The following is a 23,965-nucleotide window of genomic DNA, read 5'->3' as shown; positions in this document are numbered from 1 at the left end:
GGCGCTATGACATCATCTCTGCCCTCCGGGCAAACGTCATTATTGTTACAGATGACACAGCGCCTCGCGCTGTCTGACGCGCATTTTCGTCGGATATGTCAATTAATCTACCAGCGTGCGGGGATCGTACTGGCCGACCATAAACGGGACATGGTGTATAACCGCCTGGTCCGCCGTCTGCGAACCCTGGGACTGGATGACTTTGGTCGCTATCTCAGCATGCTGGAAGCTAACCAGAACAGTGCTGAGTGGCAGGCTTTTATTAACTCTCTGACCACCAACCTGACCGCGTTTTTTCGCGAAGGGCACCATTTTCCGGTGCTGTCAGATCATGCTCGTCGGCGTAGCGGTGAATATCGTGTCTGGAGTGCGGCAGCGTCAACCGGAGAAGAGCCGTACAGCATTGCCATTACGCTCGCCGATACCTTAGGTATGGCGCCGGGGCGCTGGCGTGTTTTTGCCAGCGACATTGATACCGAAGTGCTGGAAAAGGCCAGAAGCGGCATTTACCGTCTTGATGAGCTGAAGACGCTGTCACCCCAGCAGTTGCAGCGTTATTTCATGCGCGGCACCGGACCGCATGAAGGGCTGGTACGCGTCCGGCAGGAGCTGGCGGGGCATGTTGAATTTTCCAGCGTGAATTTACTGGATAAGCAGTACAACGTGCCAGGGCCCTTCGATGCCATATTTTGCCGTAACGTAATGATCTACTTCGATAAAACGACGCAACAGGATATTTTGCACCGTTTTGTTCCACTTCTTAAACCCGATGGGCTGCTATTTGCAGGTCATTCAGAAAACTTTAGCAACCTCGTGCGCGAGTTTAGCCTGCGTGGACAGACCGTGTATGCACATGCGCCAGGTAAGGATAAAGCATGAGTAAAATCAGGGTGTTGTCGGTTGATGATTCTGCATTGATGCGTCAAATCATGACCGAAATTATTAATAGCCACAGCGATATGGAAATGGTGGCGACGGCACCGGATCCATTGGTCGCCCGGGATTTAATCAAAAAATACAATCCCGACGTCCTGACGCTGGATGTGGAAATGCCGCGCATGGACGGCCTCGACTTTCTTGAGAAGTTGATGCGTCTGCGTCCGATGCCGGTAGTCATGGTTTCTTCGCTGACCGGTAAAGGTTCAGAGGTTACGCTGCGGGCGCTGGAGTTGGGGGCAATTGATTTTGTCACCAAACCACAACTGGGGATCCGTGAAGGGATGCTGGCCTACAGCGAAATGATCGCGGAGAAGATCCGCACCGCGTCGCGGGCAAAACTGGCGGCCCATAAGCCCATGGCTGCACCGACGACCTTGAAGGCAGGGCCGTTACTCAGTTCGGAAAAATTGCTGGTGATTGGCGCCTCAACCGGAGGAACAGAGGCAATTCGCCATGTACTCCAGCCATTGCCGCTTTCAAGTCCGGGTATTCTTATCACCCAGCATATGCCGCCAGGATTTACCCGCTCGTTCGCCGAACGTCTGAACAAACTGTGTCAGATCACGGTGAAAGAAGCAGAAGACGGGGAACGCGTTCTCCCGGGGCATGCGTATATTGCGCCCGGTGACAAACATATGGAACTGGCGCGCAGCGGCGCGAACTACCAAATCAAAATTCATGACGGCCCGCCGGTTAACCGACACCGGCCTTCAGTGGATGTGCTGTTCCATTCGGTGGCAAAACATGCGGGGCGCAATGCCGTGGGAGTGATCCTGACCGGTATGGGCAACGATGGCGCCGCCGGAATGTTAGCGATGAACCAGGCTGGCGCCTGGACCATTGCGCAAAATGAAGCAAGTTGTGTGGTGTTCGGCATGCCGCGCGAGGCCATCAATATGGGTGGCGTAAGCGAAGTGGTCGATCTTAGCCAGGTAAGCCAGCAAATGTTGGCGAAAATCAGTGCCGGACAGGCAATACGTATTTGAATCAGGAGTCTATTTTTTATGGCGGATAAAGAGCTTAAGTTTTTGGTTGTGGATGACTTTTCCACCATGCGTCGCATCGTGCGTAACCTGCTCAAAGAGCTGGGGTTCAACAATGTTGAAGAAGCGGAAGACGGCGTGGATGCGCTGAATAAGCTGCAGGCTGGGGGATTTGGTTTTGTCATTTCCGACTGGAACATGCCGAACATGGACGGCCTGGAACTGCTGAAAACCATTCGCGCAGATGGCGGAATGTCCTCCCTGCCGGTGCTGATGGTTACGGCAGAAGCGAAAAAAGAAAACATCATTGCGGCAGCACAGGCAGGAGCCAGTGGTTATGTCGTGAAACCGTTTACTGCGGCGACGCTGGAAGAAAAACTCAATAAGATCTTTGAGAAACTGGGCATGTGAGGGTGTGATAATGATGATGCAACCACAAATTAAACCTGCTGACGAACACTCAGCAGGGGACATCATCGCGCGCATCGGCAGTTTGACCCGAATGCTGCGCGACAGCCTGCGCGAACTGGGGCTGGATCAGGCCATTGCCGAAGCGGCGGAAGCGATTCCTGATGCCCGCGATCGTCTCGATTACGTTGTGCAAATGACCGCGCAGGCGGCAGAGCGCGCGCTGAACAGCGTGGAAGCTTCGCAGCCGCACCAGGACGCGATGGAAAAAGGTGCCAAAGACCTGACCAAACGCTGGGATGAATGGTTCGAAAATCCGATCGAGCTGTCTGATGCCCGTGAACTGGTTACCGACACCCGTCAGTTCCTTGGTGACGTGCCTGGACATACCAGCTTTACTAATGCCCAGCTGCTGGACATCATGATGGCGCAGGATTTCCAGGACCTCACTGGTCAGGTCATCAAGCGCATGATGGATGTTATTCAGGAGATTGAACGTCAGTTGCTGATGGTTCTGCTGGAAAACATTCCGGAGCAGGGCGCTCGTCCAAAACGCGAAAACGAAAGCTTGCTGAACGGCCCGCAGGTTGACACCTCAAAAGCTGGCGTGGTGGCAAGTCAGGATCAGGTTGACGACCTGCTGGACAGCCTCGGTTTCTGATGAGTATTTGCCGGATGTGGGGCGTGACCTCTCATCCGGCTTACGCGCAATTCTGCTTAAAGCCATAAATCCCGTCTTTTTTACCGCTTACTCTGCCCATTGCCGGATAGCTGTTCTGGCATCATTCTCGCCTATACGTCTATCCAGGGTCTGATGCGTGGCAGAAGAAAGCGACGACGACAAAACAGAAGCCCCCACACCCCACCGACTTGAAAAAGCACGGGAGGAAGGGCAGATCCCCCGATCCAAAGAGCTGACTTCACTGCTTATTTTGCTGGTGGGAGTATGCATTATCTGGATTGGCGGGGAGTCGCTGGCCCGCAGACTGGCTGGCATGCTGTCGGCTGGGCTACGGTTTGACCACAGTATGGTCAATGACCCAAATCTGATCCTCAGCCAAATCATCCTGCTGATTAAAGACGCGATGATTGCGCTGTTGCCGTTGATTACTGGCGTCGTTCTGGTGGCATTGATCTCACCCGTGATGCTTGGTGGCTTGATCTTCAGTGGTAAATCTCTGCAACCCAAGTTCTCTAAGCTGAATCCGCTGCCGGGCATTAAACGCATGTTTTCCGCGCAAACCGGTGCCGAACTACTCAAAGCGATACTGAAGTCCACGTTGGTGGGAAGCGTGGCCGGATTTTATCTTTGGCATAACTGGCCAGCGATGATGCGGCTGATGGCGGAATCTCCGATTACGGCGATGGGCAACGCCCTGGATTTAGTCGGTATGTGCGCGTTGTTGGTGGTGCTGGGCGTCATTCCCATGGTCGGATTCGACGTTTTTTTCCAGATTTATAGCCATGTGAAAAAGTTGCGCATGTCGCGTCAGGATATCCGTGACGAATTTAAGCAAAGCGAAGGCGACCCGCACGTTAAGGGCAAAATACGCCAAATGCAGCGCGCGGCGGCACAGCGTCGCATGATGGCGGATGTACCGAAAGCGGACGTCATTGTGACCAACCCAACGCACTACTCGGTGGCGTTGCAGTATGACGAGAACAAAATGAGTGCGCCGAAAGTTGTTGCCAAAGGCGCGGGGCTGGTGGCGCTGCGTATTCGTGAGATTGGCGCCGAGCATCGTGTTCCAACGTTAGAAGCACCACCGCTGGCGCGTGCATTATATCGCCATGCGGAGATTGGTCAGCAAATACCGGGTCAATTATATGCCGCCGTTGCCGAAGTGCTGGCATGGGTATGGCAGTTAAAACGCTGGCGTCTGGCAGGCGGCAAGCCGCCACCACAACCTGAAAACCTTCCGGTGCCTGACGCACTGGATTTTATGAACGAGAAGAATACTGATGGCTAATCTGGTCGCGATGCTGCGCCTGCCCGGCAACATGAAATCCACGCAATGGCAAATCCTTGCCGGGCCGATCCTCATTCTGCTGATCCTGTCGATGATGGTACTGCCGCTGCCGGCTTTCATCCTCGATCTGCTGTTTACGTTTAACATTGCGCTGTCGATCATGGTGCTGCTGGTCGCGATGTTTACACAGCGCACGCTTGAGTTTGCTGCATTCCCGACGATTTTGCTGTTCACCACATTACTGCGCCTGGCCCTGAACGTCGCGTCTACGCGTATCATTTTGATGGAAGGACATACCGGTGCGGCGGCGGCGGGGAAGGTGGTTGAAGCCTTTGGTCACTTCCTGGTGGGCGGTAACTTTGCCATCGGTATCGTGGTCTTCGTTATTCTCGTCATCATTAACTTTATGGTTATCACCAAAGGCGCTGGTCGTATTGCTGAAGTTGGCGCGCGCTTCGTGCTGGATGGTATGCCCGGCAAGCAGATGGCGATTGATGCCGACTTGAATGCCGGACTGATTGGTGAAGATGAAGCCAAAAAACGACGTTCGGAAGTGACGCAGGAAGCGGACTTCTACGGTTCGATGGACGGTGCGAGTAAATTCGTACGCGGAGATGCCATCGCCGGTATTTTGATCATGGTGATCAACGTCGTCGGCGGCCTGTTGGTCGGGGTGTTACAGCATGGCATGAGCATGGGAAGCGCAGCGGAAAGTTATACCCTGCTGACTATCGGTGACGGCCTGGTCGCGCAGATCCCCGCGCTGGTCATCTCAACAGCGGCGGGTGTTATTGTGACCCGCGTGAGTACCGACCAGGATGTAGGCGAACAGATGGTGACCCAACTGTTCAGTAATCCAAGCGTTATGCTGCTTAGTGCAGCGGTGCTGGGTTTGCTGGGCCTGGTACCTGGTATGCCAAACCTGGTATTTTTGATGTTTACCGCTGCGTTACTGGGTCTGGCCTGGTGGATGCGTGGTCGCGAACTTAAAGCGCCTGCTGAGCCTCAGCCGGTGAAAATGCCGGAAAATAACTCTGTGGTGGAAGCCACCTGGAACGATGTTCAACTGGAGGATTCACTGGGAATGGAGGTGGGTTACCGCCTGATCCCAATGGTGGATTTTCAGCAGGATGGCGAGCTTCTGGGGCGCATTCGCAGTATTCGTAAGAAATTTGCCCAGGATATGGGTTTCCTGCCGCCGGTGGTCCACATCCGCGACAATATGGATCTGCAACCCGCCCGCTATCGCATTCTGATGAAAGGGGTGGAAATCGGCAGCGGGGACGCTTATCCCGGACGTTGGTTGGCCATTAATCCAGGGACGGCGGCAGGTTCGTTGCCGGGTGAGAAAACGGTCGATCCGGCTTTCGGTCTGGACGCTATCTGGATTGAGAGCGCATTGAAGGAACAGGCGCAGATTCAGGGCTTTACGGTGGTTGAAGCCAGTACCGTTGTCGCTACGCATCTGAATCACCTGATTGGTCAGTTTGCCGCGGAGCTGTTCGGGCGCCAGGAAGCGCAACAGCTCCTGGACCGCGTCTCACAGGAGATGCCAAAGCTAACCGAAGATCTGGTCCCTGGGGTTGTGACGCTGACCACACTGCACAAAGTACTGCAGAACTTACTGGACGAAAAAGTACCGATTCGCGATATGCGCACCATTCTCGAAACGCTGGCTGAACATGCGCCGCTGCAAAACGATCCGCATGAGCTTACTGCGGTAGTCCGTGTTGCGCTGGGGCGCGCCATCACCCAGCAATGGTTCCCGGGTAATGAAGAGGTTCAGGTTATTGGCCTGGATACCCCGCTTGAACGTCTGCTGCTGCAAGCATTACAGGGCGGCGGCGGTCTGGAGCCTGGTCTGGCGGACCGGCTGCTGGCCCAAACCCAGGAAGCGCTCTCCCGCCAGGAAATGTTGGGCGCGCCGCCGGTATTGCTGGTTAATCACGCGTTACGTCCGTTACTGGCACGCTTTTTACGTCGCAGCATTCCGCAGTTGGTGGTGTTATCGAACATGGAGCTTTCTGATAACCGCCATATCCGCATGACGGCGACTATTGGAGGTAAATAATGCGTAACTTACTGTGGCTGTTGTTGTTTCCTCTGGCGGTACAGGCAGCCGGAGAAGGGGCATGGCAGGCAAGCGGGATGGGGATCACCTTAAACCACCGTGGTCAGTCAGCGTCGTCTGCACCTCTGGTTCCGAGCCAACCAGTCTCGGGTTTGATGACCTTAGTGGCGTGGCGCTATGAGCTTAATGGCCCAACTCCTGCAGGGTTACGTGTGCGTTTATGCTCTCAGTCTCGTTGTGTCGAGCTGGACGGGCAAAGTGGCACCACCAACGGGTTCAATAATGTTCCTGCCATTGAACCTATGCATTTTGTCTGGGAAGTTCCTGGCGGCGGTCGCCTGATCCCCGCCTTACAAGTACAGAGCAATCAGGTGATTGTGAACTATCGTTAACGCCTCTCTTCATTAGGCCAGCAGCAGAAACTGCTGGCTGCTTCGCAATTTTAGCCCTCCGCTTTGATTAAAAAGAAACGCTGTTTTATAAAATTGGTGACATACGTTGCCGGACTCTTTGTGCTGTTGCCATTTCGCGAACATCCCTGGCAGAAACAGAAAGGTTTCACTTGCTGTTAGCTTTTACTGTGACCCTGAAAGGACGCCCAATATCAATGCGAGGATTGCGGGGCCTCCCAATAATGTGCAGGGGTAACGGCAATGAAGACACGTAAAATCGGATTGGTTAACTATTTTGCCTACGGTTCGGGGGATTTTTTAGGCGCAGGCACCACGGCATTAACCGCCGCCTGGCTGCTCTATTTTTACACTACGTTTTGTGGTCTGACGCCTATCGAGGCGACCTTCATTTTTGCCACCGCCAGGGTGCTGGATGCCGTGGTTAGCCCGTTAATGGGTTTTTTAACCGATAACTTTGGTTCCACCTGGCTCGGTAAACGCTTCGGGCGACGTAAGTTTTTTATTCTGTTGGGGATCCCCTGCGTCTTTAGCTACTCGCTGATGTGGGTGGGTGACATGGGGTTCTGCTATTACCTGCTGACCTATCTGATTTTTGACGTGGTCTACACCATGATTCTGGTGCCTTATGAAACGCTGGTGCCCGAAATGACCGATGACTTTAAACAGAAAACCAAGTTTTCTGGCGCACGTATTTCGATGGCGCAAATGTCAGCTATTCTGGCCTCGTTCTTACCCGGCGTTCTGCTAACGCTGTTTGGCAAAGATAACCCGGTGTCTTTTTTCTATGCCAGCCTGGTGTTCTCTGTGCTGTGCGCGCTGATGCTGACTTTCGTCTGGTTCTTTACCTGGGAGCGCCCACGTGCTGAGTGGACTGAAGCCGCGCTGCGAGCCGAAGAAGAGAAGAAAAAGCTGACCTTTAGCCAAAGCATGAACCGCCTGTTCGTTGAACTGAGTTCAACACTGCGCATCCGTATCTTCCGTCAGCATTTAGGAATGTATCTCGGCGGCTATATAGCGCAGGACGTTTTTAACGCCGTCTTTACTTACTATGTGGTGTTTGTGCTGATGCAGGAAGCCTCGATGGCGTCAAACCTGCTGGGAACGATGGCTATCTTCCAGTTTATTGCCGTTATCGCCATGATCCCATTGTGTATCCGCTTTGGACCCGCGCCATCATACCGGATGGTCGTTGTCCTGTTTGGCGCGAGTTCTCTCTCTTATGCGCTGCTTTATTATGCCGGGTTAAGCGATGTTTATTCTCTGTTGCTGCTGGTCTCTGCCATTGCGGGCCTGGGACGCGGCGGGATCAATTATGTTCCCTGGAATACCTATACCTATATTGCCGATGTTGATGAAGTGATTACCGGCCAGCGCCGGGAAGGAATTTTCGCTGGCATCATGACGTTAACGCGTAAGGCGTCGCAGGCGGGAGCGGTGATGCTGGTAGGGATTGTCATGCAGATGTCCGGTTTTGTCTCCGGTCACAACGTACAACCCGCGGCGGTCAGCCATACCATTCTGTTAATTCTGAGCTGCGGTACGCTAATTGTTCTGGCGCTGGGTTTCCTGGTTTCCCTACGCTTCAAACTGAACCTGCAAACCCACAGTATCCTGCGTGAAGAGACCGCAAAAATGCGGGCGTCGGGACGCCCCGTGCCGGAGGGACTCTCTGCCAAAGGCCGCGCGACCGTAGAGGTGCTGTCAGGCATGCCATATGAATCACTTTGGGGTAACAACAATATTGGTTACCTGAATCGTAATAAGCCAGCTGCACCGAAACTGGAAAAGGGTGCCGCATTGAATTCGACATTGACAGAGGTGAAGTAAATGATTGTTTACCCCGTTAAACACAGTCCGTTATTGCGTCAACCAGACCATTTTATTGCCAGGGATGAATTAAAAACGTTGATCAAAAAGGTGACGCATAACCTGGTCAATATTCATGACGAGACGGGCGAATTCCTGCTGCGTCTGGACGACGGACGCGTTATTGATACCAAAGGCTGGGCGGGATGGGAGTGGACGCACGGTGTCGGCCTGTACGGGATGTATCAGTATTATCAGCAAACCGGCGATGAAACGATGCGCGATATCATCGACAACTGGTTTGCCGAACGCTTTGCTGAAGGCGCTACCACCAAAAACGTTAACACTATGGCACCGTTTTTAACGCTGGCATACCGCTATGAAGAGACGCGTAACCCCGCGTATCTGCCGTGGCTCGACAGCTGGGCTGAATGGGCAATGCATGATATGCCGCGTACCAAATTCGGCGGTATGCAGCACATTACGCTGGCGGAAGAGAATCATCAGCAAATGTGGGATGACACGCTGATGATGACGGTTTTGCCACTGGCGAAAATCGGCAAGTTGCTCAACCGTCCAGAATATATTGAAGAGGCAACCTATCAGTTCCTGCTGCATGTACAAAACCTGATGGATAAAGAAACGGGGCTGTGGTTCCACGGCTGGAGTTATGAAGGACAGCATAATTTTGCCAACGCCCGCTGGGCGCGTGGCAACAGCTGGTTAACTATCGTGATCCCGGACTTCCTCGAACTGCTCGATTTACCAGAAAACAGTGCCGTTCGCCGCTATCTGGTTCAGGTTCTGCACGCGCAAATCGCGGCGCTGGCTACGTGCCAGGATGAAAGTGGATTGTGGCACACGCTGCTGGACGATCCGCAGTCGTATCTGGAAGCGTCAGCCACAGCCGGATTTGCGTATGGGATCCTCAAAGCGGTACGTAAACGCTATGTCGGCCACGAGTATGCTGCGGTGGCCGAAAAAGCCATCAGAGGCATTGTGCAACATATCTCACCAGAAGGAGAATTGTTGCACACCTCGTTTGGTACCGGAATGGGGCACAATCTCGATTTTTACCGCAATATCCCGCGGACCTCCATGCCATATGGACAGGCAATGGCGATACTGTGCCTTACCGAATACTTGCGTAAGTATTTTTGAACTCGTTGGCAGATGCCGCTAACGGACCTGCTTGTTGGGGCACCTCTGTTTGCGCGGCATTATCCTGCGGCGCAAACAGATGATCCATGATTTGCCGCATGACCGGCGCGGCGGTTACGCCGTCGCTGCCGCCATTTTCGAGGATTAATGCCACGGCGACTTTCGGGTTCTTATAGGGCGCAAACGCGGTATAAAACACATGGTCGCGCAAACGGACCGGAATCATTTTCGCATTGTAGGTCTGATTTTCTTTCAGACTGAAGACCTGTGATGTGCCACTTTTCGCCGCAATGCCGTAAGGTGCGGTGTGAAAGAACTTATACCCGGTGCCGTTTGGTTCATTTGCCATGCCGAACATCGCCTGACGCACCAGCCCCCAGTAGGGTGACGATGCAGAGGCGATTTGCGACGGTGCTTCAGGTGCCTGGTACGGTGTGTGGATTTTGCCGCTTTCTTCATCAAGTAGCAGGTGAGGGGCGATGACTTTGCCGTTGTTAATCAGTGCTACCATAGCCTTTACCATCTGGATTGGCGTGGCAATCCAGTAGCCCTGGCCGATACCAACAGAAATGGTATCCCCTTGATACCATGCTTTTTTATGTACTTTCTGCTTCCATTCGCGGCTCGGGAGCAGGCCGTCATACTCCTCATCAAGATCGATACCGGTCGGTTTACCGTAACCAAACTGGCTGAGCATGCTGTTAATCCGGTCGATCCCCATCATATACGCCACCTGATAGAAGAAGGTATCGGCGGATTCTTCAATCGCTTTGGTGACGTCCAGCATACCGTGACCGGTTTTTTTCCAGTCACGATAATGCCGCTCGGTGCCGGGGAGCGTCCAGGTGGGGGCACCGAAGAAACTGGTCTGCGGGGTGATGACTCCGTCCAGTAAAGCAGACATCGCCATGTAAGGTTTGACCGTGGAGGCGGGAGGATACAGCCCCTGCGTGACGCGGTTGATTAAAGGCAGGTCTTTATCCTGCAGCAGCTTGTTATAGTCCTGATAGCTGATGCCTTTGACAAACGGATTGGGGTCATAGCTGGGGTTTGAGACCATCGCCAGCACGGAACCATCGTGCGGATCTTCCACCAGTACTGCCGCACGCTGGCCCGCCAGCAGACTCTCAATGTATTGCTGTAAATGTAAATCCAGCGTCAGATGGATATCTTTTCCGGCAACGGGCGGCACATCCTTGATCAAGCGGACGATGCGTCCGTGGTTATCGACTTCCACCTCCTGATAACCGGTTTTTCCATGCAGTTCGTTTTCGTAATAGTGCTCAATACCCTGCTTGCCGATGTTGTGATCGGCGGCGTAGTTTTCTGCCAGACCTTTTTTATCCAGTGCTTTCAGATCGTTGTCGTTGATTTTTGAAACATAGCCAAGGACATGCGCCAGTGCGGCGCCATAGGGATACTGGCGGTCTTCATAGCTATTGATATTGACGCCACTGAAATGAAACTGGTTAACCGAGAAACGGGCGATTTCTACATCGGTCAGCGCATTTTTTAGCACTACCGGGCGATAACGGCTGCTGGATTTTAGCTCATGGCGGAACTGGTCAATGTCATCCGGGGTAAGGTCAACGATCGGCGTTAACTGCCTGATTAGGGCATCCATATCGCTGATTTTATAAGGCGTAACGGAAATGTCGTACCAGGTTACGTTGCGCACCAGCGGGATGCCGTTGCGATCGTAAATCATGCCTCGCGTTGGGGCGACTGGCAGCATTTTGATGTCGTTTGCATCCGACCGGGTGGTGTAATACTGGTGCTGACGGATTTGTAGGTTGTAGAGATTGTAAATCAGGATGCCAAAACAGATGACCACCACGCCAAAGGCCACTATTACACGCCGCTGGAAGAGTTTTTCTTCCGCCTCAAAATCTCTGAATGTCATTGACCCGTACCCGATTAATTCGCCGCCTAATGATACGGAGGCTCAAACGGGATGACAGGCCAAATATGTTCCATATCTCTACGGAAATGTGTCATTCCTTGTGAGTTGTTACAGATAGCCTGTTACGGAAATAAAAAAGGCCTGAGTCCGCGTTACAGACTCAGGCCTCAATCCTTGCGAACTTACATGCGCTCTACGGTTTCGATACCCAGCGTATCCAGACCCAGCTTCAGGGTTTTCGCAGTCAACTGCGCCAGCTTCAGACGGCTGTTACGAATCTCTTCGTTCTCAGCGCTGAGGATAGGGCAATGCTCGTAGAAGCCGGAGAACAGACCCGCTACGTCGTACAGGTAGGCACACATCACGTGCGGCGTACCTTCACGGGCAACGACGGTGAGCGTTTCTTCAAACTGCAGAAGACGAGCGGCCAGTTGGGCCTCGCGATCTTCACGGATAATGACCTGCGCATTTGCCAGCGCGTTCTCGTCGATATCCGCTTTACGGAACACGGACAGTACGCGGGTGTAGGCATACTGCATGTACGGCGCGGTGTTGCCTTCGAACGCCAGCATATTGTCCCAGTCGAAGATGTAGTCAGTGGTACGGTTTTTGGACAAGTCCGCATATTTCACCGCGCCGATACCGACCGCATTCGCCAGCTTTTCCAGCTCATCGGCAGGCATATCCGGGTTCTTCTCAGCCACCAGACGACGAGCGCGTTCCAGCGCTTCATCCAGCAGATCGGCCAGTTTAACCGTACCGCCCGCGCGGGTTTTGAACGGCTTACCGTCTTTACCCAGCATCATACCGAACATGTGGTGTTCCAGCGGCACGGAATCCGGCACATAGCCGGCTTTACGGACGATGGTCCAGGCCTGCATTAAGTGCTGATGCTGACGGGAATCGATGTAATAGAGAACGCGGTCAGCATGCAGCGTTTCGTAACGATATTTGGCGCAGGCGATGTCGGTGGTGGTGTAGAGATAGCCGCCATCTTTTTTCTGAATGATAACGCCCATCGGTTCGCCTTCCTTGTTCTTATACTCATCAAGGAATACGACGGTAGCGCCTTCACTCTCAACGGCCAGGCCCTTAGCTTTCAGATCTGCCACGATACCTGGCAGCATCGGGTTGTACAGGCTTTCACCCATGACGTCGTCACGGGTCAGCGTGACGTTCAGGCGATCGTAAGTTAACTGGTTCTGCGACATGGTAATGTCGACCAGTTTGCGCCACATCTCACGGAAATATTCGTCGCCGCCTTGCAGTTTAACAACATAGCTACGGGCGCGTTCTGCGAAGGCTTCATCTTCGTCGTAATGCTTTTTCGCGTCACGGTAGAAACCTTCAAGGTCAGCCAGCGCCATCTCTCCGGCGTTTTCTTGCTGCTGTTTTTCCAGCCATGCGATCAGCATACCAAACTGAGTACCCCAGTCGCCGACGTGGTTAGCACGAATAACATTGTGGCCGAGGAACTCCAGCGTACGCACCGCTGCGTCACCGATGATGGTGGAACGCAGGTGACCCACGTGCATCTCTTTCGCTACGTTAGGCGCGGAGTAGTCAACAACAACGGTTTGTTTAGCCGGTTGAGTTACGCCCAGACGATCGGAGGCCAGCGCCTGCTGAACATGCTGCGCCAGAAATGCCGGATCGAGAAAAATATTGATAAAGCCCGGGCCAGCAATTTCAACCTTGCTGGCAATCCCGTTGAGATCCAGATGAGTCAGCACCTGCTCAGCCAGTTGTCGCGGCGCCATACCCAGTTTTTTAGCGACAGCCATCATGCCGTTGGCCTGATAGTCACCGAACTGTATTTTTGCTGACTGACGAACCTGCGGTTCGCAATCTGCAGGCGCGCCTGCAGCAATCATGGCCTGACTGACTTTTTCTGAGAGAAGAGCCTGAATATTCACCGGAATACCTTACATTTATGAAGCGGGATAAAATTCACCGCGCCAGTTTAAGAATTTAGGGCGGGAGTATACTGCAAATGCCCGTTGTCGTCAGCATCGCGAGTACTGTGCGCTGTCGGAAATGAAAGCAACGCAATTACGTATAATTATGCATATTGCGTTCGAAAAAAACAGCGGTTGGATGGCGCAGCGCAACAGAGTAAATTAGCGGCTTTGAACATGGATATGAGCTTTTATTATGGCGAACTGGCAAACAGTTGCAGAACTGCATGATATTTCCGCAGATTTACCGCATTTCGCGCAGGCGTTAACGGAACTTTCCACCCGTCTTGGTCTGGATGTCACACCGCTTGAAGCCGATCACATTTCTTTGCGTTGTCATCAAAATACTACCGCAGAGCGCTGGCGTCGTGGATTTGAGCAGTGCGGTGAATTATTGTCAGAGAACATCATCAATGGCAGACCCATTTGCCTGTTCAAACTCCATGAGCCGGTTTGCGTCCTGCACTGGACATTTTCTATCGTAGAGCTGCCGTGGCCGGGAGAAAAGCGTTATCCACATGAAGGTTGGGAACATATTGAGATTGTCCTGCCGGGAGATGCGGAGACGCTGAATGCGCGAGCGTTGGCGCTGCTTTCCGATCAAGGCCTGAGTCAGCCGGGCATCTTTGTGAAAACCAGCTCACCGAAAGGAGAGCGGGAGCGCTTACCGAATCCTACGCTGGCGGTCAGCGATGGCAGTGTGACGATAAAGTTTCATCCGTGGTCGATTGAAACCATTGTGGCAAGTGAGCGACAGGAGTGAACATGGCCTTACTGGAAGTTTGCTGTTACAGCATGGAATGCGCGCTTACGGCGCAGCAAAACGGCGCGGATCGCATTGAGCTTTGCGCGGCGCCCAAAGAAGGGGGCTTAACGCCGTCACTGGGCGTATTGCGTTCGGTTCGCCAACATGTGGCTATTCCCGTCAACCCCATTATCCGCCCACGTGGAGGGGATTTTTGTTATACCGACGGTGAATTCGCGGCAATGCTGGATGATATTGCGATGGTCAGAGAACTGGGATTTCCAGGGCTGGTGACCGGTATTTTAGATGTGGATGGCAATGTCGATATGCCGCGCATGGAAAAAATAATGGCTGCTGCCGGTCCGCTGAATGTCACTTTTCATCGGGCGTTTGATATGTGCGCTAACCCACTCAATGCGTTACAAAAATTAGCTGAATTGGGCATCGCCAGAGTGCTGACTTCTGGGCAAAAATCAGATGCAGTGCAAGGTTTAACAAAAATAATGGAACTTATTGCGCTGGCGGGTGCTCCAATCATTATGGCCGGAGCGGGGGTTCGCGCCTCGAATTTGTCCCTGTTCCTGGATGCTGGAGTGCAGGAAGTCCATAGTTCTGCCGGAGTATGGCTGGCTTCCCCAATGCGTTATCGCAATTCGGGGTTGTCGATGTCTTCGGATACGCAGGCGGATGAGTATTCTCGCTATGCGGTAGACGGAGCGGCGGTTGCTGAAATGAAAGCAATCATGGCACGCCATCAGGCCAGCTGATTTTTACCGTTGCATCATGTCGCCCAATATGATGCTTGCTCGTACCAGGCCCCTGCAATTTCAACAGGGGCCTTTTTTTCTCCTTCATATTTCAAGCCGCAGCAGCGTTAGCCGCCTCGCGCACCCCGGTCACGTAGTTATCTACGCTCCCGGGGATTTGCTGCGTTGTCGCCTTGCTGCAACTTGAACTATTTTGGAGAAACGGTGCTATACGTAACGGTCATTCGGCAATCCATTACGGCTTACGCGCAATCAATACCGCACGTAATGGGGCGGGGTAGCCTTCTACCGTTTTACTGTGGTCGTTCGGGTCGAGGAAATCGGCCAGCGATTCGGTTATCATCCACTCGGTGCGACGCTGCTCTTCGGTAGTGGTGACGCAGACATCGGCGATGCGTACATCAACAAATCCGCATTTTTCCAGCCAGTTTTTTAGCGCCAACGCAGACGGGATAAAATAGACGTTACGCATCTGCGCGTAGCGGTCACCCGGCACCAGTACGGTATTTTCATCACCCTCGACTACCAGCGTTTCCAGTACCAGTTCACCCTCTTTAACCAACTGATCTTTCAACTGCCACAGGTGTTCCAGCGGGGAACGCCGATGATACAGAACGCCCATGGAAAACACGGTATCAAAGGCGTTGAGCGCCGGAAGCTGTTCAATACCCAGCGGTAGCAGATGCGCACGCTGATCGTTGCCCAGCAGTTTACGCACCGCTTCAAACTGGCACAGGAACAATTGCGTAGGATCGATGCCAACCGCCAGGTGCGCCCCCGCGCCAATCATACGCCACATGTGATATCCGCTGCCGCAGCCGACATCGAGAATGGTACGCCCGGTGAGATCCGATAAATGCGGCAGGACGCGATCCCATTTCCAGTCTGAGCGCCATTCGGTATCGATATTGACGCCGTACAGCGAGTATGGCCCTTTCCGCCATGGCATCAGGTTCCGCATCAGAGTGTCGATGCGTTTGAGTTGACCGTCGCTGAGCGGTTGCTCGCTTTCTGCGGTGACGCTATGCAGTAAGTCCAGACGATACGGCGTTAACTCTGGCAAAAACTCCACCGCATTCGACCACTGCTTAAATAAGCCATGCTGATCGCGCTGCCAGGCAGCGATTTGCGCCGGAAGCGTTTCCAGCCAATGGGAAAGGTGATTTTTGGCAATCAGTTGATAAAAGTTACCAAAGTCGATCATGCGCTGACCTCAGCTTTCAGCGCCACTAGGGAACCAAAGTTGAAGCACTGGAACCACAATTCGCTGTGCTCAAAACCAGCCTGATGCAGGCGCGCTTTGTGTGTTTCTACGGAGTCGGTCAACATCACGTTCTCCAGCATGCTGCGCTTCTGGCTGATTTCCAGTTCGCTATAGCCGTTTGCGCGTTTGAAGTCGTGGTGCATGTTGAACAGCAGCTCGCCAACTTGAGCGTCTTCGAAACTGAATTTTTCCGACAGCACCAGCGCGCCACCGGGATTCAGTCCCTGATAAATCTTATCCAACAATGCCTGGCGCTCAGCTGGCTCAAGGAACTGCAGGGTAAAATTCAGCACCACCATCGAGGCGTTTTCGAGAGTAATGTCGCGAATATCGCCTTCGATGACTTCAACCGGAGTAGGGGCCTTATAAGCGTCAATATGGCGACGGCAGCGCTCCACCATCGCCGGGGAATTATCAATGGCAATAATTTTGCAATTCTCGTGATGAATATTGCGACGCACTGAGAGCGTCGCCGCGCCCAGAGAGCAGCCGAGATCGTAGACCTGCGTGTTGGGTTGGACGAAACGTTCGGCCAGCATGCCAATCATCGAAATGATATTGGAGTAGCCGGGAACGGAACGCTGGATCATATCCGGGAAGACTTCAGCTACCCGTTCATCAAAGGTCCAGTCACCCAGACTGGCGATAGGCGCAGAAAAAAGCGTGTCGCGGTGAGACATAACGTAAAAATCCGGGAAAAATAAAGTGGCGTATTGTGCGCTAATGCAGGGAGAAAACCAACTCCCAGGGCATATACCAAAGATTCGCCAGCACCATTAGCAACAGCGAACACCAGGTCGCGCTCATGCCTGAACGCCGCCAGCGGAAAAGCCGGTGGTGGAATCCGTAATAATGCATCAGTCGTCCGGCAATCAACATCAGTCCGCAAATATGCACCATCCACGTTTCTGCGCCGTTCATTTCCATAAATAACAACAGCACTAACGCGACAGGAATATACTCCACCGCATTACCATGAATACGGATAGCGCTTTGCAGTTCGCTAAAACCACCGTCACCATAAGCAACGCGGTACTGCATACGCAGGCGAACTACGTCAAATGAGAACTTTATTAACAATAACGCACCCAATACGGCATAAAGCGCGCTTACCATACAAACTCCCTTTAAAATGGCAGATGGCACTCTCTATGATAGGTGGCAATTTCAGAAAAGAGAAGATTGCTGTGGAATAGACGGTGCTGATCCGATCTCTGGCAGGGCGTTACGTAAATCCGCCCATAACGTGTCTACAAGCTCCGGGGCCTGCGCGATATCCGGCGTATGCAAAAATAAATACGGCGTCGTGGACTGTTGCCACAGCGCCAGTTTGGTTAACCAAACTGCAAATAACTGTCGGTTTTGTGCCATATCATCGCTACCGATAAAACGCACCATCGGATGATTGGCCGTTACCACTGCATGAACCGGAACCTTCGGTTTTTTACGTTGTGCTTCGCGTATCGCTTCAGTATGCGGGATGGCGGCATGCACTGGGCGACTGTCCAGGATAACCCTATTTACACCTCGTTCATGCAGGCCGCGATTCAGTTGCTGCTCGGCTTCGCCTTTGGCAAAGAAATCCGGATGGCGAACTTCGACACCGTAGGTAAAGGATTTGGGGAGCGCGTCGAGAAACGGCCACAGAGCAGACAGGTCGCGTGGGGCGAAGGTGGCGGGTAATTGCAACCAGTATTGCCCGATGCGCGCTTCCAGCGGTGACATGCGCGTGAAAAATTCCTGTACCAAATCATCACAGTTACGCAACGCGGCCTGATGTGAAATAGTGGCCGGAAACTTAAAACAAAATCGAAACGCATCGGTGGTTTGTGCATGCCAGCGGGTGACAATCTCGGCTTTTGGCAGCGCATATAGCGTGGTATTGCCCTCCACACAGTTAAAGTGGCGGGCATACTCTTCCAGGCTGGTGATCCCAAGTCGCACCCATTTCGGGTGCGACCACTGGGGTAAGCCGATATAGATCATAACGCTTGCAGGATCTCGTCCACGCTGCGAACGCGCGCGATACGTGGGAAAATGTGTGTCATGCTGCCCTGATGCTGATCAGCACTGGCGGCGCTACAGGCATCTTCCGCAACGATCAGATTAAAACCTAGCTCCCATGCGTTTCGTGCGGTGGATTCCACGCCAATATTCGTGGAGATGCCACACAGAACGATGGTATTGATACCCCGACGGCGCAACTGTAGCTCGAGATCGGTACCGTAGAACGCTCCCCACTGACGTTTGGTGACTTCCAGATCGCTGGCGCATTTGCCCAGAGCTTGCGGGTAATCCCACCAGTTGTCGGGTAACGCTTTGGCCGGAGCCTGGGCATCAACCGGTTGTTTCAGCGCTTCGGCGTAATCGTCAGACCAGCCAACGCGTACCATTACTACTGGAGAACCCTTAGCACGAAATTTTTCCGCCAACCGTGCGGCGCGGGTAACCACATCGTGTGCCGTATGTGGTCCGCCAGCGAAAGGCAGGATCCCTTCCTGTAAGTCAATAACGACAAGGGCGGTTGTTGTTGCGTTCAGTTCCAGCATGGTCACTCCAGTAAAAAATAAGAATTCCGTTACACCTTAATCGCGAATCAGTGTGAAAGGGGCGACAATTTTTGTTATTTTTTGTGAGATTACGCAATGCCCGTCGAGGAAACAGGCGTACAGTCAGTACCGGACTTATCGTGCGGCAGAATTTCCAGTATAATAGCCGCCTTTTTTCATTCAGTTGTGACATTCAGCTAAAGCTGCGACTTCGTCATCTGCGAGACAGGTGACAATCCGCCTGCGGCAAAGTTAAGGGATATCTCATGCGTACAGAATATTGCGGGCAGCTACGTCTGTCCCACGAGGGGCAGCAGGTGACTCTGTGTGGTTGGGTCAACCGTCGTCGTGATCTTGGTAGCCTGATCTTTATCGATATGCGCGACCGCGAAGGTATCGTGCAGGTATTTTTCGATCCGGACCGTGCGGACGCGTTAAAGCTGGCCTCCGAACTGCGTAATGAGTTCTGCATCCAGGTTACGGGCACCGTGCGTGCGCGTGATGCGAAAAACGTCAATGCCGATATGGCGACTGGCGAAATTGAAGTACTGGCGTCCGATCTGACCATCATCAACCGCTCAGACTCACTGCCGCTGGACTCTAACCACGTCAATACCGAAGAAGCGCGTCTGAAGTATCGTTATCTGGATCTGCGTCGTCCTGAAATGGCGCAGCGCCTGAAAACACGCGCCAAAATTACCAGCCTGGTTCGTCGTTTTATGGACGATCACGGCTTCCTCGACATCGAAACCCCGATGTTGACCAAAGCGACGCCGGAAGGTGCGCGCGACTATCTGGTGCCTTCCCGCGTTCATAAAGGCAAGTTTTACGCGCTGCCGCAATCTCCTCAGCTGTTCAAACAGCTGCTGATGATGTCTGGCTTTGACCGCTACTATCAGATCGTAAAATGCTTCCGCGATGAAGACTTACGTGCTGACCGTCAGCCTGAATTTACCCAGATCGATGTGGAGACATCCTTCATGACTGCGCCGCAGGTGCGAGAAGTGATGGAAGCGTTAGTGCGTAATCTGTGGCTGGAAGTGAAAGGTGTGGATCTCGGTGATTTCCCGATCATGACCTTTGCCGAGGCTGAGCGCCGTTACGGCTCCGATAAACCAGACCTGCGTAACCCAATGGAGCTGGTTGACGTCGCCGATCTGGTAAAAGACGTTGAGTTCGCGGTGTTCTCTGGTCCGGCGAACGATCCGAAAGGCCGTGTCGCAGCCCTGCGCGTACCGGGCGGTGCGAGCTTAAGCCGTAAGCAGATCGATGATTACGGTAACTTTATTAAGATCTACGGCGCGAAAGGCCTGGCTTACATCAAAGTCACCGAGCGCGCGAAAGGTCTGGAAGGTATCACCAGCCCGGTGGCTAAGTTCCTGAACGCAGAAATCGTGGAAGCGATTCTGGCGCGTACCGGTGCGCAAGACGGCGACATGATTTTCTTCGGTGCCGACAACAAGAAAGTGGTTGCCGACGCGATGGGCGCGCTGCGTCTGAAACTGGGCAAAGATCTGAGCATTACCGACGAGTCGAAATGGGCGCCGCTGTGGGTCATCGACTTCCCGATGTTTGAAGACGATGGTGAAGGCGGTCTGACCGCGATGCACCACCCGTTCACCTCGCCGAAAGACATGACCGCTGCTGAGCTGAAAGCTGCGCCGGAAGATGCGGTTGCCAACGCTTACGATATGGTTATCAACGGCTATGAAGTCGGTGGTGGTTCCGTCCGTATTCACAACGGTGATATGCAGCAGACCGTATTCGGTATTCTGGGCATTAACGAGCAAGAGCAGCGCGAGAAATTCGGCTTCCTGCTGGATGCGCTAAAATATGGTACACCGCCGCATGCGGGCCTGGCGTTTGGTCTGGATCGTCTGACCATGTTGCTGACGGGTACTGATAACATTCGCGACGTTATTGCCTTCCCGAAAACGACGGCAGCCGCGTGTCTGATGACTGAAGCGCCAAGCTTCGCCAATGAAGCTGCGCTGGCGGAACTGAGCATTCAGGTTGTGAAGAAGGCCGAGAATAACTGATATGAAGTACAAACAGCCTGTCTCGGTGTTGGTCGTGATTTATGCAAAGGACACCGGGAGAGTGCTGATGTTACAGCGACGCGACGATCCTGACTTCTGGCAGTCGGTTACCGGCAGCCTGGAAGAGGGTGAAACCGCGTCGCAGGCTGCCATGCGCGAAGTAAAGGAAGAGGTCGCCATTGATGTTGCGACTGAGCAACTGACCTTAATTGACTGTCAGCGCACGGTGGAGTTTGAGATTTTTCGCCATTTACGTCATCGCTATGCGCCGGGAATTGAGCGTAATACTGAATCCTGGTTTTGCCTCGCTCTTCCCTCAGAACGAGAGATCGTGTTCACCGAACATCTGACCTATCGTTGGGTTAATGCGGTTGAAGCCGCCCAGTTAACCAAGTCGTGGAGTAATCGGCAGGCGATTGAAGAATTTGTGATTAACGTCGCCTGAGAAGGCGCGCTTTTTGGAGATATTATTTATGGCAGGTCATAGTAAATGGGCCAACACCAGACATCGTAAAGCCGCTCAGGATGCTAAACGCGGTAAAATTTTTACCAAAATCATTCGCGAGCTGGTAACGGCGGCTAAACTGGGCGGTGGCGATCCGGATGCTAACCCGCGTCTGCGCGCGGCGGTGGATAAAGCGCTGTCCAACAACATGACCCGTGACACCCTGAACCGTGCCATCGCGCGTGGCGTGGGCGGTGATGAAGACTCGAACATGGAAACCATCATCTATGAAGGTTACGGTCCTGGCGGCACAGCCGTGATGATTGAATGCCTGTCTGACAACCGTAACCGTACCGTGGCTGAAGTGCGTCATGCGTTCAGCAAAACCGGCGGTAATCTGGGCACCGACGGCTCCGTGGCTTACCTGTTCAGCAAAAAAGGCGTGATCTCTTTTGAGAAAGGCGACGAAGACACCATCATGGAAGCGGCGCTGGAAGCCGGTGCTGAAGATGTAGTGACCTACGACGACGGCGCGATTGATGTTTACACCGCGTGGGAAGAGATGGGCAAAGTGCGTGACGCGCTGGAAGCGGCTGGCCTGAAAGCAGACAGCGCTGAAGTGACGATGATCCCATCCACTAAAGCGGACATGGATGCTGAAACGGCACCGAAACTGATGCGTCTGATCGATATGCTGGAAGACTGCGACGACGTACAGGAAGTTTACCACAACGGTGAAATCTCCGATGAGGTCGCTGCGACCTTAGAATGATGTGGTTAAGCCATAAAGTAACAGGGGATGCGTGATGTCTATTATTCTCGGCATTGACCCGGGGTCACGCATTACCGGTTATGGCGTAATCCGTCAGGTCGGCAGGCAACTGACCTACCTCGGCAGCGGCTGTATTCGCACCAAAGTCGACGATCTTCCGTCACGTTTGAAGCTAATTTATGCGGGCGTGACGGAGATCATCACCCAGTTCCAGCCGGACTATTTTGCCATTGAGCAGGTCTTTATGGCGAAGAACGCCGACTCGGCGCTAAAGCTGGGGCAGGCGCGCGGCGTGGCAATCGTTGCGGCGACCAATCAGGATCTTCCGGTCTTTGAATACGCGGCCCGCCAGGTAAAACAGACCGTGGTTGGTATCGGTAGTGCGGAAAAAAGCCAGGTACAGCACATGGTGCGTACGCTGCTGAAGCTGCCCGCCAACCCGCAGGCGGACGCCGCGGATGCGTTGGCGATTGCCATTACGCATTGCCACGTCAGCCAGAACGCGATGCAAATGAGCGAGAGCCGACTCAATCTGGCGCGGGGAAGGTTGCGCTAAATCATTCTCCCTCAGCCTCGCGTTGAGGGGTTTCAATTCCACTGGCGCTAATTAATTCTAAATTGGGATGTTGCCACAGGCTGGCTGGCGTCACCGTCTTACGATCCCACGGGATTGAACCTAAAAACCAGAACTTCCAGAAGGCGAGTTTCGCATCAGGATTGCTGTGAAGTAATTCTTCGAATGTCTCAATATCGCCTACCGGAATACACAATGCTTCTTTATAGATATCAAACACAAATTTCGAGCAGAACTGGCGCGATGACTCATATTTAAACCCCGTGTGATAAAACTTATTCAGCCGGGCAGGAACCTGTTCCATGATGGCGAGTTTCTGTTCGACCGTCAGGCCGCCGCACAGGCGACGAACCGCGTAACGTTGTCCGGCTGAACGTTGTATAAACAGTGACAGCGTGGTGACGGTTGAGAGGGGGACGCGACTTTCCGCCACCAGATAGTCATCACCATTATGACCAATAATAATCCCAACATGGTTGCTCCAGCACTGTGAAGCGGTGGAAATCTGGCCGAAAAGCGCGGCACCTATACAGGTAAAGACGATATCCCCGGTTTCATATTGGACAGAATAATGTTTTTTCATGTTCACGTTCCATTATTACCTAAAATAATATCCTTTATTTTACGCTATTGGATAATTAGCATTATACTCACATAATGACAAGATATTATTATCAATAAATATCCATCATGAATATTATAATTTACGGTGATAATGCTTTTACCTCTTTCCAGAGATGAAAGTGAAAGGGAAGATAGACGAACGCAGGGAATAATTGGACTGTCCTTTCCATATTATATAATTGTTTGTGTCGCCATATGTTTTTTTGAGTCTATGTTATTGTCTGGTTGTGTTTCTCTTCATGCTTATTGCTTTTGTTTTTAATAGGCATTTGAGGTGTGATCTGGCAAGAGTGGTTGGCGAAAATATTTGGCTGACTCTGCGTTATATTAAGCGCCAGGGGGAGCAGGAGGCGAAAGTGCAAAAGGTTAGGTTACAATGCGAAAAAATATCGAGTCTGTACTGTTCATCAATCGCTGATTATTATTCTTGTAAAGGGTAAGGAAGTGATTAACAACGGTACCGTTTATCTCGTTCATGGTCCAGAGGTTGAAGGACATTTCCCATTAAACCACCTCTGCATATAACGGCTGAGGCGGCTTAATTCAATTAATGCTGTGCATTAAACTGTGATGG

Annotated in this window: 23 protein-coding genes; 15 read left to right on the top strand and 8 right to left on the bottom strand. The window is 52.8% G+C overall.

The features are described 5' to 3' along the window. Positions 1–6: 6 nt before the first annotated feature. The 9 genes from cheR (at position 7) to FDW96_RS16040 (ending at position 9,751) form a co-directional block, all read left to right on the top strand. Complete coding sequence (gene cheR, locus FDW96_RS16080; protein WP_038641472.1) at positions 7–879, top strand: protein-glutamate O-methyltransferase CheR; 873 nt, start codon at positions 7–9, stop codon at positions 877–879. Continuing rightward, entirely contained in the window at positions 876–1,925 is a 1,050-nt protein-coding gene (locus FDW96_RS16075) for a chemotaxis response regulator protein-glutamate methylesterase (RefSeq protein ID WP_038641470.1), read from the top strand. The genes cheR and FDW96_RS16075 overlap by 4 nt, the downstream gene beginning before the upstream one ends. Positions 1,926–1,943: 18 nt before the next feature. After that, positions 1,944–2,333 carry a chemotaxis response regulator CheY gene (cheY, locus tag FDW96_RS16070; protein ID WP_042307777.1) on the top strand — a complete coding sequence of 130 codons (390 nt, stop codon included), beginning with the start codon at positions 1,944–1,946 and terminating at the stop codon, positions 2,331–2,333. A gap of 13 nt (positions 2,334–2,346) precedes the next feature. Continuing rightward, complete coding sequence (gene cheZ / locus FDW96_RS16065; RefSeq protein WP_029139578.1) at positions 2,347–2,991, top strand: protein phosphatase CheZ; 645 nt, start codon at positions 2,347–2,349, stop codon at positions 2,989–2,991. Between the two features lie 157 nt (positions 2,992–3,148). After that, positions 3,149–4,300 carry a flagellar biosynthesis protein FlhB gene (gene flhB, locus FDW96_RS16060; RefSeq protein WP_042307779.1) on the top strand — a complete coding sequence of 384 codons (1,152 nt, stop codon included), beginning with the start codon at positions 3,149–3,151 and terminating at the stop codon, positions 4,298–4,300. Beyond that, complete coding sequence (gene flhA / locus FDW96_RS16055) at positions 4,293–6,371, top strand: flagellar biosynthesis protein FlhA (RefSeq protein WP_042307781.1); 2,079 nt, start codon at positions 4,293–4,295, stop codon at positions 6,369–6,371. Before flhB ends, flhA begins: the two co-directional genes overlap by 8 nt. Continuing rightward, positions 6,371–6,763: a flagellar protein FlhE gene (flhe, locus tag FDW96_RS16050; protein WP_061381096.1), complete on the top strand. Its 393-nt coding sequence runs from the start codon at positions 6,371–6,373 to the stop codon at positions 6,761–6,763. The genes flhA and flhe overlap by 1 nt, the downstream gene beginning before the upstream one ends. A gap of 261 nt (positions 6,764–7,024) precedes the next feature. Next, entirely contained in the window at positions 7,025–8,611 is a 1,587-nt protein-coding gene (locus tag FDW96_RS16045; RefSeq protein ID WP_137365942.1) for an MFS transporter, read from the top strand. Beyond that, complete coding sequence (locus FDW96_RS16040) at positions 8,612–9,751, top strand: glycoside hydrolase family 105 protein (protein WP_137365941.1); 1,140 nt, start codon at positions 8,612–8,614, stop codon at positions 9,749–9,751. Here FDW96_RS16040 and mrdA read toward each other — a convergent pair. After that, positions 9,723–11,654: a penicillin-binding protein 2 gene (mrdA, locus tag FDW96_RS16035; RefSeq protein WP_137365940.1), complete on the bottom strand. Its 1,932-nt coding sequence runs from the start codon at positions 11,652–11,654 to the stop codon at positions 9,723–9,725. The genes FDW96_RS16040 and mrdA overlap by 29 nt on opposite strands. A 182-nt stretch (positions 11,655–11,836) precedes the next feature. Continuing rightward, positions 11,837–13,570, bottom strand: coding sequence for an arginine--tRNA ligase (gene argS / locus FDW96_RS16030; RefSeq protein ID WP_079223710.1), 1,734 nt, complete (start codon positions 13,568–13,570; stop codon positions 11,837–11,839). Between the two features lie 238 nt (positions 13,571–13,808). On the opposite strand from argS, the gene FDW96_RS16025 reads away from it, so the two are divergent. Together FDW96_RS16025 and cutC are read left to right on the top strand one after the other, a co-directional pair. Further along, positions 13,809–14,375, top strand: coding sequence for a VOC family protein (locus tag FDW96_RS16025; RefSeq protein ID WP_042307793.1), 567 nt, complete (start codon positions 13,809–13,811; stop codon positions 14,373–14,375). A 2-nt stretch (positions 14,376–14,377) separates the two neighbouring features. Continuing rightward, positions 14,378–15,124 carry a copper homeostasis protein CutC gene (gene cutC, locus FDW96_RS16020; protein ID WP_137365939.1) on the top strand — a complete coding sequence of 249 codons (747 nt, stop codon included), beginning with the start codon at positions 14,378–14,380 and terminating at the stop codon, positions 15,122–15,124. 235 nt (positions 15,125–15,359) lie between these two features. Here the strand turns inward: cutC and cmoB are convergent, their stop codons facing one another. Genes cmoB through FDW96_RS15995 form a run of 5 tightly spaced genes read right to left on the bottom strand, consistent with a single transcriptional unit; the run spans position 15,360 to position 18,937 of the window. After that, a complete protein-coding gene (cmoB, locus tag FDW96_RS16015; RefSeq protein WP_038641441.1) occupies positions 15,360–16,328 on the bottom strand; it encodes a tRNA 5-methoxyuridine(34)/uridine 5-oxyacetic acid(34) synthase CmoB in 969 nt (322 codons plus the stop codon). Next, positions 16,325–17,068, bottom strand: a complete 744-nt coding sequence (gene cmoA, locus FDW96_RS16010; RefSeq protein WP_042307799.1) for a carboxy-S-adenosyl-L-methionine synthase CmoA — start codon at positions 17,066–17,068, stop codon at positions 16,325–16,327. Before cmoA ends, cmoB begins: the two co-directional genes overlap by 4 nt. 40 nt (positions 17,069–17,108) lie before the next feature. After that, positions 17,109–17,504, bottom strand: coding sequence for an MAPEG family protein (locus FDW96_RS16005; protein WP_003833847.1), 396 nt, complete (start codon positions 17,502–17,504; stop codon positions 17,109–17,111). Between the two features lie 51 nt (positions 17,505–17,555). After that, positions 17,556–18,374 carry a DUF72 domain-containing protein gene (locus FDW96_RS16000; protein WP_137348895.1) on the bottom strand — a complete coding sequence of 273 codons (819 nt, stop codon included), beginning with the start codon at positions 18,372–18,374 and terminating at the stop codon, positions 17,556–17,558. After that, the gene (locus tag FDW96_RS15995; protein ID WP_079223715.1) at positions 18,371–18,937 is read right to left on the bottom strand and encodes a hydrolase; all 567 of its coding nucleotides are present in this window, start codon (positions 18,935–18,937) and stop codon (positions 18,371–18,373) included. The genes FDW96_RS16000 and FDW96_RS15995 overlap by 4 nt, the downstream gene beginning before the upstream one ends. Positions 18,938–19,203: 266 nt before the next feature. Between FDW96_RS15995 and aspS the strand changes: the two genes are divergently transcribed. Genes aspS through ruvC form a run of 4 tightly spaced genes read left to right on the top strand, consistent with a single transcriptional unit; the run spans position 19,204 to position 22,749 of the window. Beyond that, on the top strand, positions 19,204–20,976 hold the full coding sequence (aspS, locus tag FDW96_RS15985) for an aspartate--tRNA ligase (protein ID WP_042307805.1): 1,773 nt from the start codon (positions 19,204–19,206) through the stop codon (positions 20,974–20,976). Position 20,977: 1 nt separating this feature from the next. Further along, positions 20,978–21,421: a dihydroneopterin triphosphate diphosphatase gene (nudB, locus tag FDW96_RS15980; protein ID WP_042307807.1), complete on the top strand. Its 444-nt coding sequence runs from the start codon at positions 20,978–20,980 to the stop codon at positions 21,419–21,421. A 28-nt stretch (positions 21,422–21,449) separates the two neighbouring features. Continuing rightward, positions 21,450–22,193 carry a YebC/PmpR family DNA-binding transcriptional regulator gene (locus tag FDW96_RS15975; protein ID WP_006684137.1) on the top strand — a complete coding sequence of 248 codons (744 nt, stop codon included), beginning with the start codon at positions 21,450–21,452 and terminating at the stop codon, positions 22,191–22,193. A gap of 34 nt (positions 22,194–22,227) precedes the next feature. Beyond that, entirely contained in the window at positions 22,228–22,749 is a 522-nt protein-coding gene (ruvC, locus tag FDW96_RS15970; protein ID WP_003034867.1) for a crossover junction endodeoxyribonuclease RuvC, read from the top strand. Position 22,750: 1 nt separating this feature from the next. Here ruvC and FDW96_RS15965 read toward each other — a convergent pair whose 3' ends face one another. Beyond that, positions 22,751–23,350 (bottom strand): YebB family permuted papain-like enzyme, encoded by a 600-nt coding sequence (locus FDW96_RS15965; protein ID WP_137365938.1) that lies wholly within the window; start codon positions 23,348–23,350, stop codon positions 22,751–22,753. Positions 23,351–23,965 lie beyond the last annotated feature (615 nt).

It is taken from the genome of Citrobacter sp. TBCS-15 (genome assembly GCF_005280815.1).
Classification (GTDB): domain Bacteria; phylum Pseudomonadota; class Gammaproteobacteria; order Enterobacterales; family Enterobacteriaceae; genus Citrobacter; species Citrobacter werkmanii.
The sequence above is the reverse complement of the archived record's forward strand: the minus strand, read 5'-3'. Positions and strand labels throughout refer to the sequence as shown.

Excerpts from the sequence above, each read along its gene's own strand:
- FDW96_RS16075 (WP_038641470.1), top strand. The coding sequence starts at position 876 with ATGAGTAAAATCAGGGTGTTGTCGGTTGATGATTCTGCATTGATGCGT.
- FDW96_RS16005 (WP_003833847.1), bottom strand. The coding sequence starts at position 17,504 with ATGGTAAGCGCGCTTTATGCCGTATTGGGTGCGTTATTGTTAATAAAG.
- cutC (WP_137365939.1), top strand. The coding sequence starts at position 14,378 with ATGGCCTTACTGGAAGTTTGCTGTTACAGCATGGAATGCGCGCTTACG.
- mrdA (WP_137365940.1), bottom strand. The coding sequence starts at position 11,654 with ATGACATTCAGAGATTTTGAGGCGGAAGAAAAACTCTTCCAGCGGCGT.
- flhA (WP_042307781.1), top strand. The coding sequence starts at position 4,293 with ATGGCTAATCTGGTCGCGATGCTGCGCCTGCCCGGCAACATGAAATCC.
- aspS (WP_042307805.1), top strand. The coding sequence starts at position 19,204 with ATGCGTACAGAATATTGCGGGCAGCTACGTCTGTCCCACGAGGGGCAG.
- cheR (WP_038641472.1), top strand. The coding sequence starts at position 7 with ATGACATCATCTCTGCCCTCCGGGCAAACGTCATTATTGTTACAGATG.
- cmoB (WP_038641441.1), bottom strand. The coding sequence starts at position 16,328 with ATGATCGACTTTGGTAACTTTTATCAACTGATTGCCAAAAATCACCTT.
- FDW96_RS16000 (WP_137348895.1), bottom strand. The coding sequence starts at position 18,374 with ATGATCTATATCGGCTTACCCCAGTGGTCGCACCCGAAATGGGTGCGA.
- FDW96_RS15975 (WP_006684137.1), top strand. The coding sequence starts at position 21,450 with ATGGCAGGTCATAGTAAATGGGCCAACACCAGACATCGTAAAGCCGCT.
- FDW96_RS15965 (WP_137365938.1), bottom strand. The coding sequence starts at position 23,350 with ATGAAAAAACATTATTCTGTCCAATATGAAACCGGGGATATCGTCTTT.
- FDW96_RS15995 (WP_079223715.1), bottom strand. The coding sequence starts at position 18,937 with ATGCTGGAACTGAACGCAACAACAACCGCCCTTGTCGTTATTGACTTA.
- ruvC (WP_003034867.1), top strand. The coding sequence starts at position 22,228 with ATGTCTATTATTCTCGGCATTGACCCGGGGTCACGCATTACCGGTTAT.
- cmoA (WP_042307799.1), bottom strand. The coding sequence starts at position 17,068 with ATGTCTCACCGCGACACGCTTTTTTCTGCGCCTATCGCCAGTCTGGGT.
- FDW96_RS16025 (WP_042307793.1), top strand. The coding sequence starts at position 13,809 with ATGGCGAACTGGCAAACAGTTGCAGAACTGCATGATATTTCCGCAGAT.
- cheY (WP_042307777.1), top strand. The coding sequence starts at position 1,944 with ATGGCGGATAAAGAGCTTAAGTTTTTGGTTGTGGATGACTTTTCCACC.
- FDW96_RS16045 (WP_137365942.1), top strand. The coding sequence starts at position 7,025 with ATGAAGACACGTAAAATCGGATTGGTTAACTATTTTGCCTACGGTTCG.
- FDW96_RS16040 (WP_137365941.1), top strand. The coding sequence starts at position 8,612 with ATGATTGTTTACCCCGTTAAACACAGTCCGTTATTGCGTCAACCAGAC.
- nudB (WP_042307807.1), top strand. The coding sequence starts at position 20,978 with ATGAAGTACAAACAGCCTGTCTCGGTGTTGGTCGTGATTTATGCAAAG.
- cheZ (WP_029139578.1), top strand. The coding sequence starts at position 2,347 with ATGATGCAACCACAAATTAAACCTGCTGACGAACACTCAGCAGGGGAC.
- flhe (WP_061381096.1), top strand. The coding sequence starts at position 6,371 with ATGCGTAACTTACTGTGGCTGTTGTTGTTTCCTCTGGCGGTACAGGCA.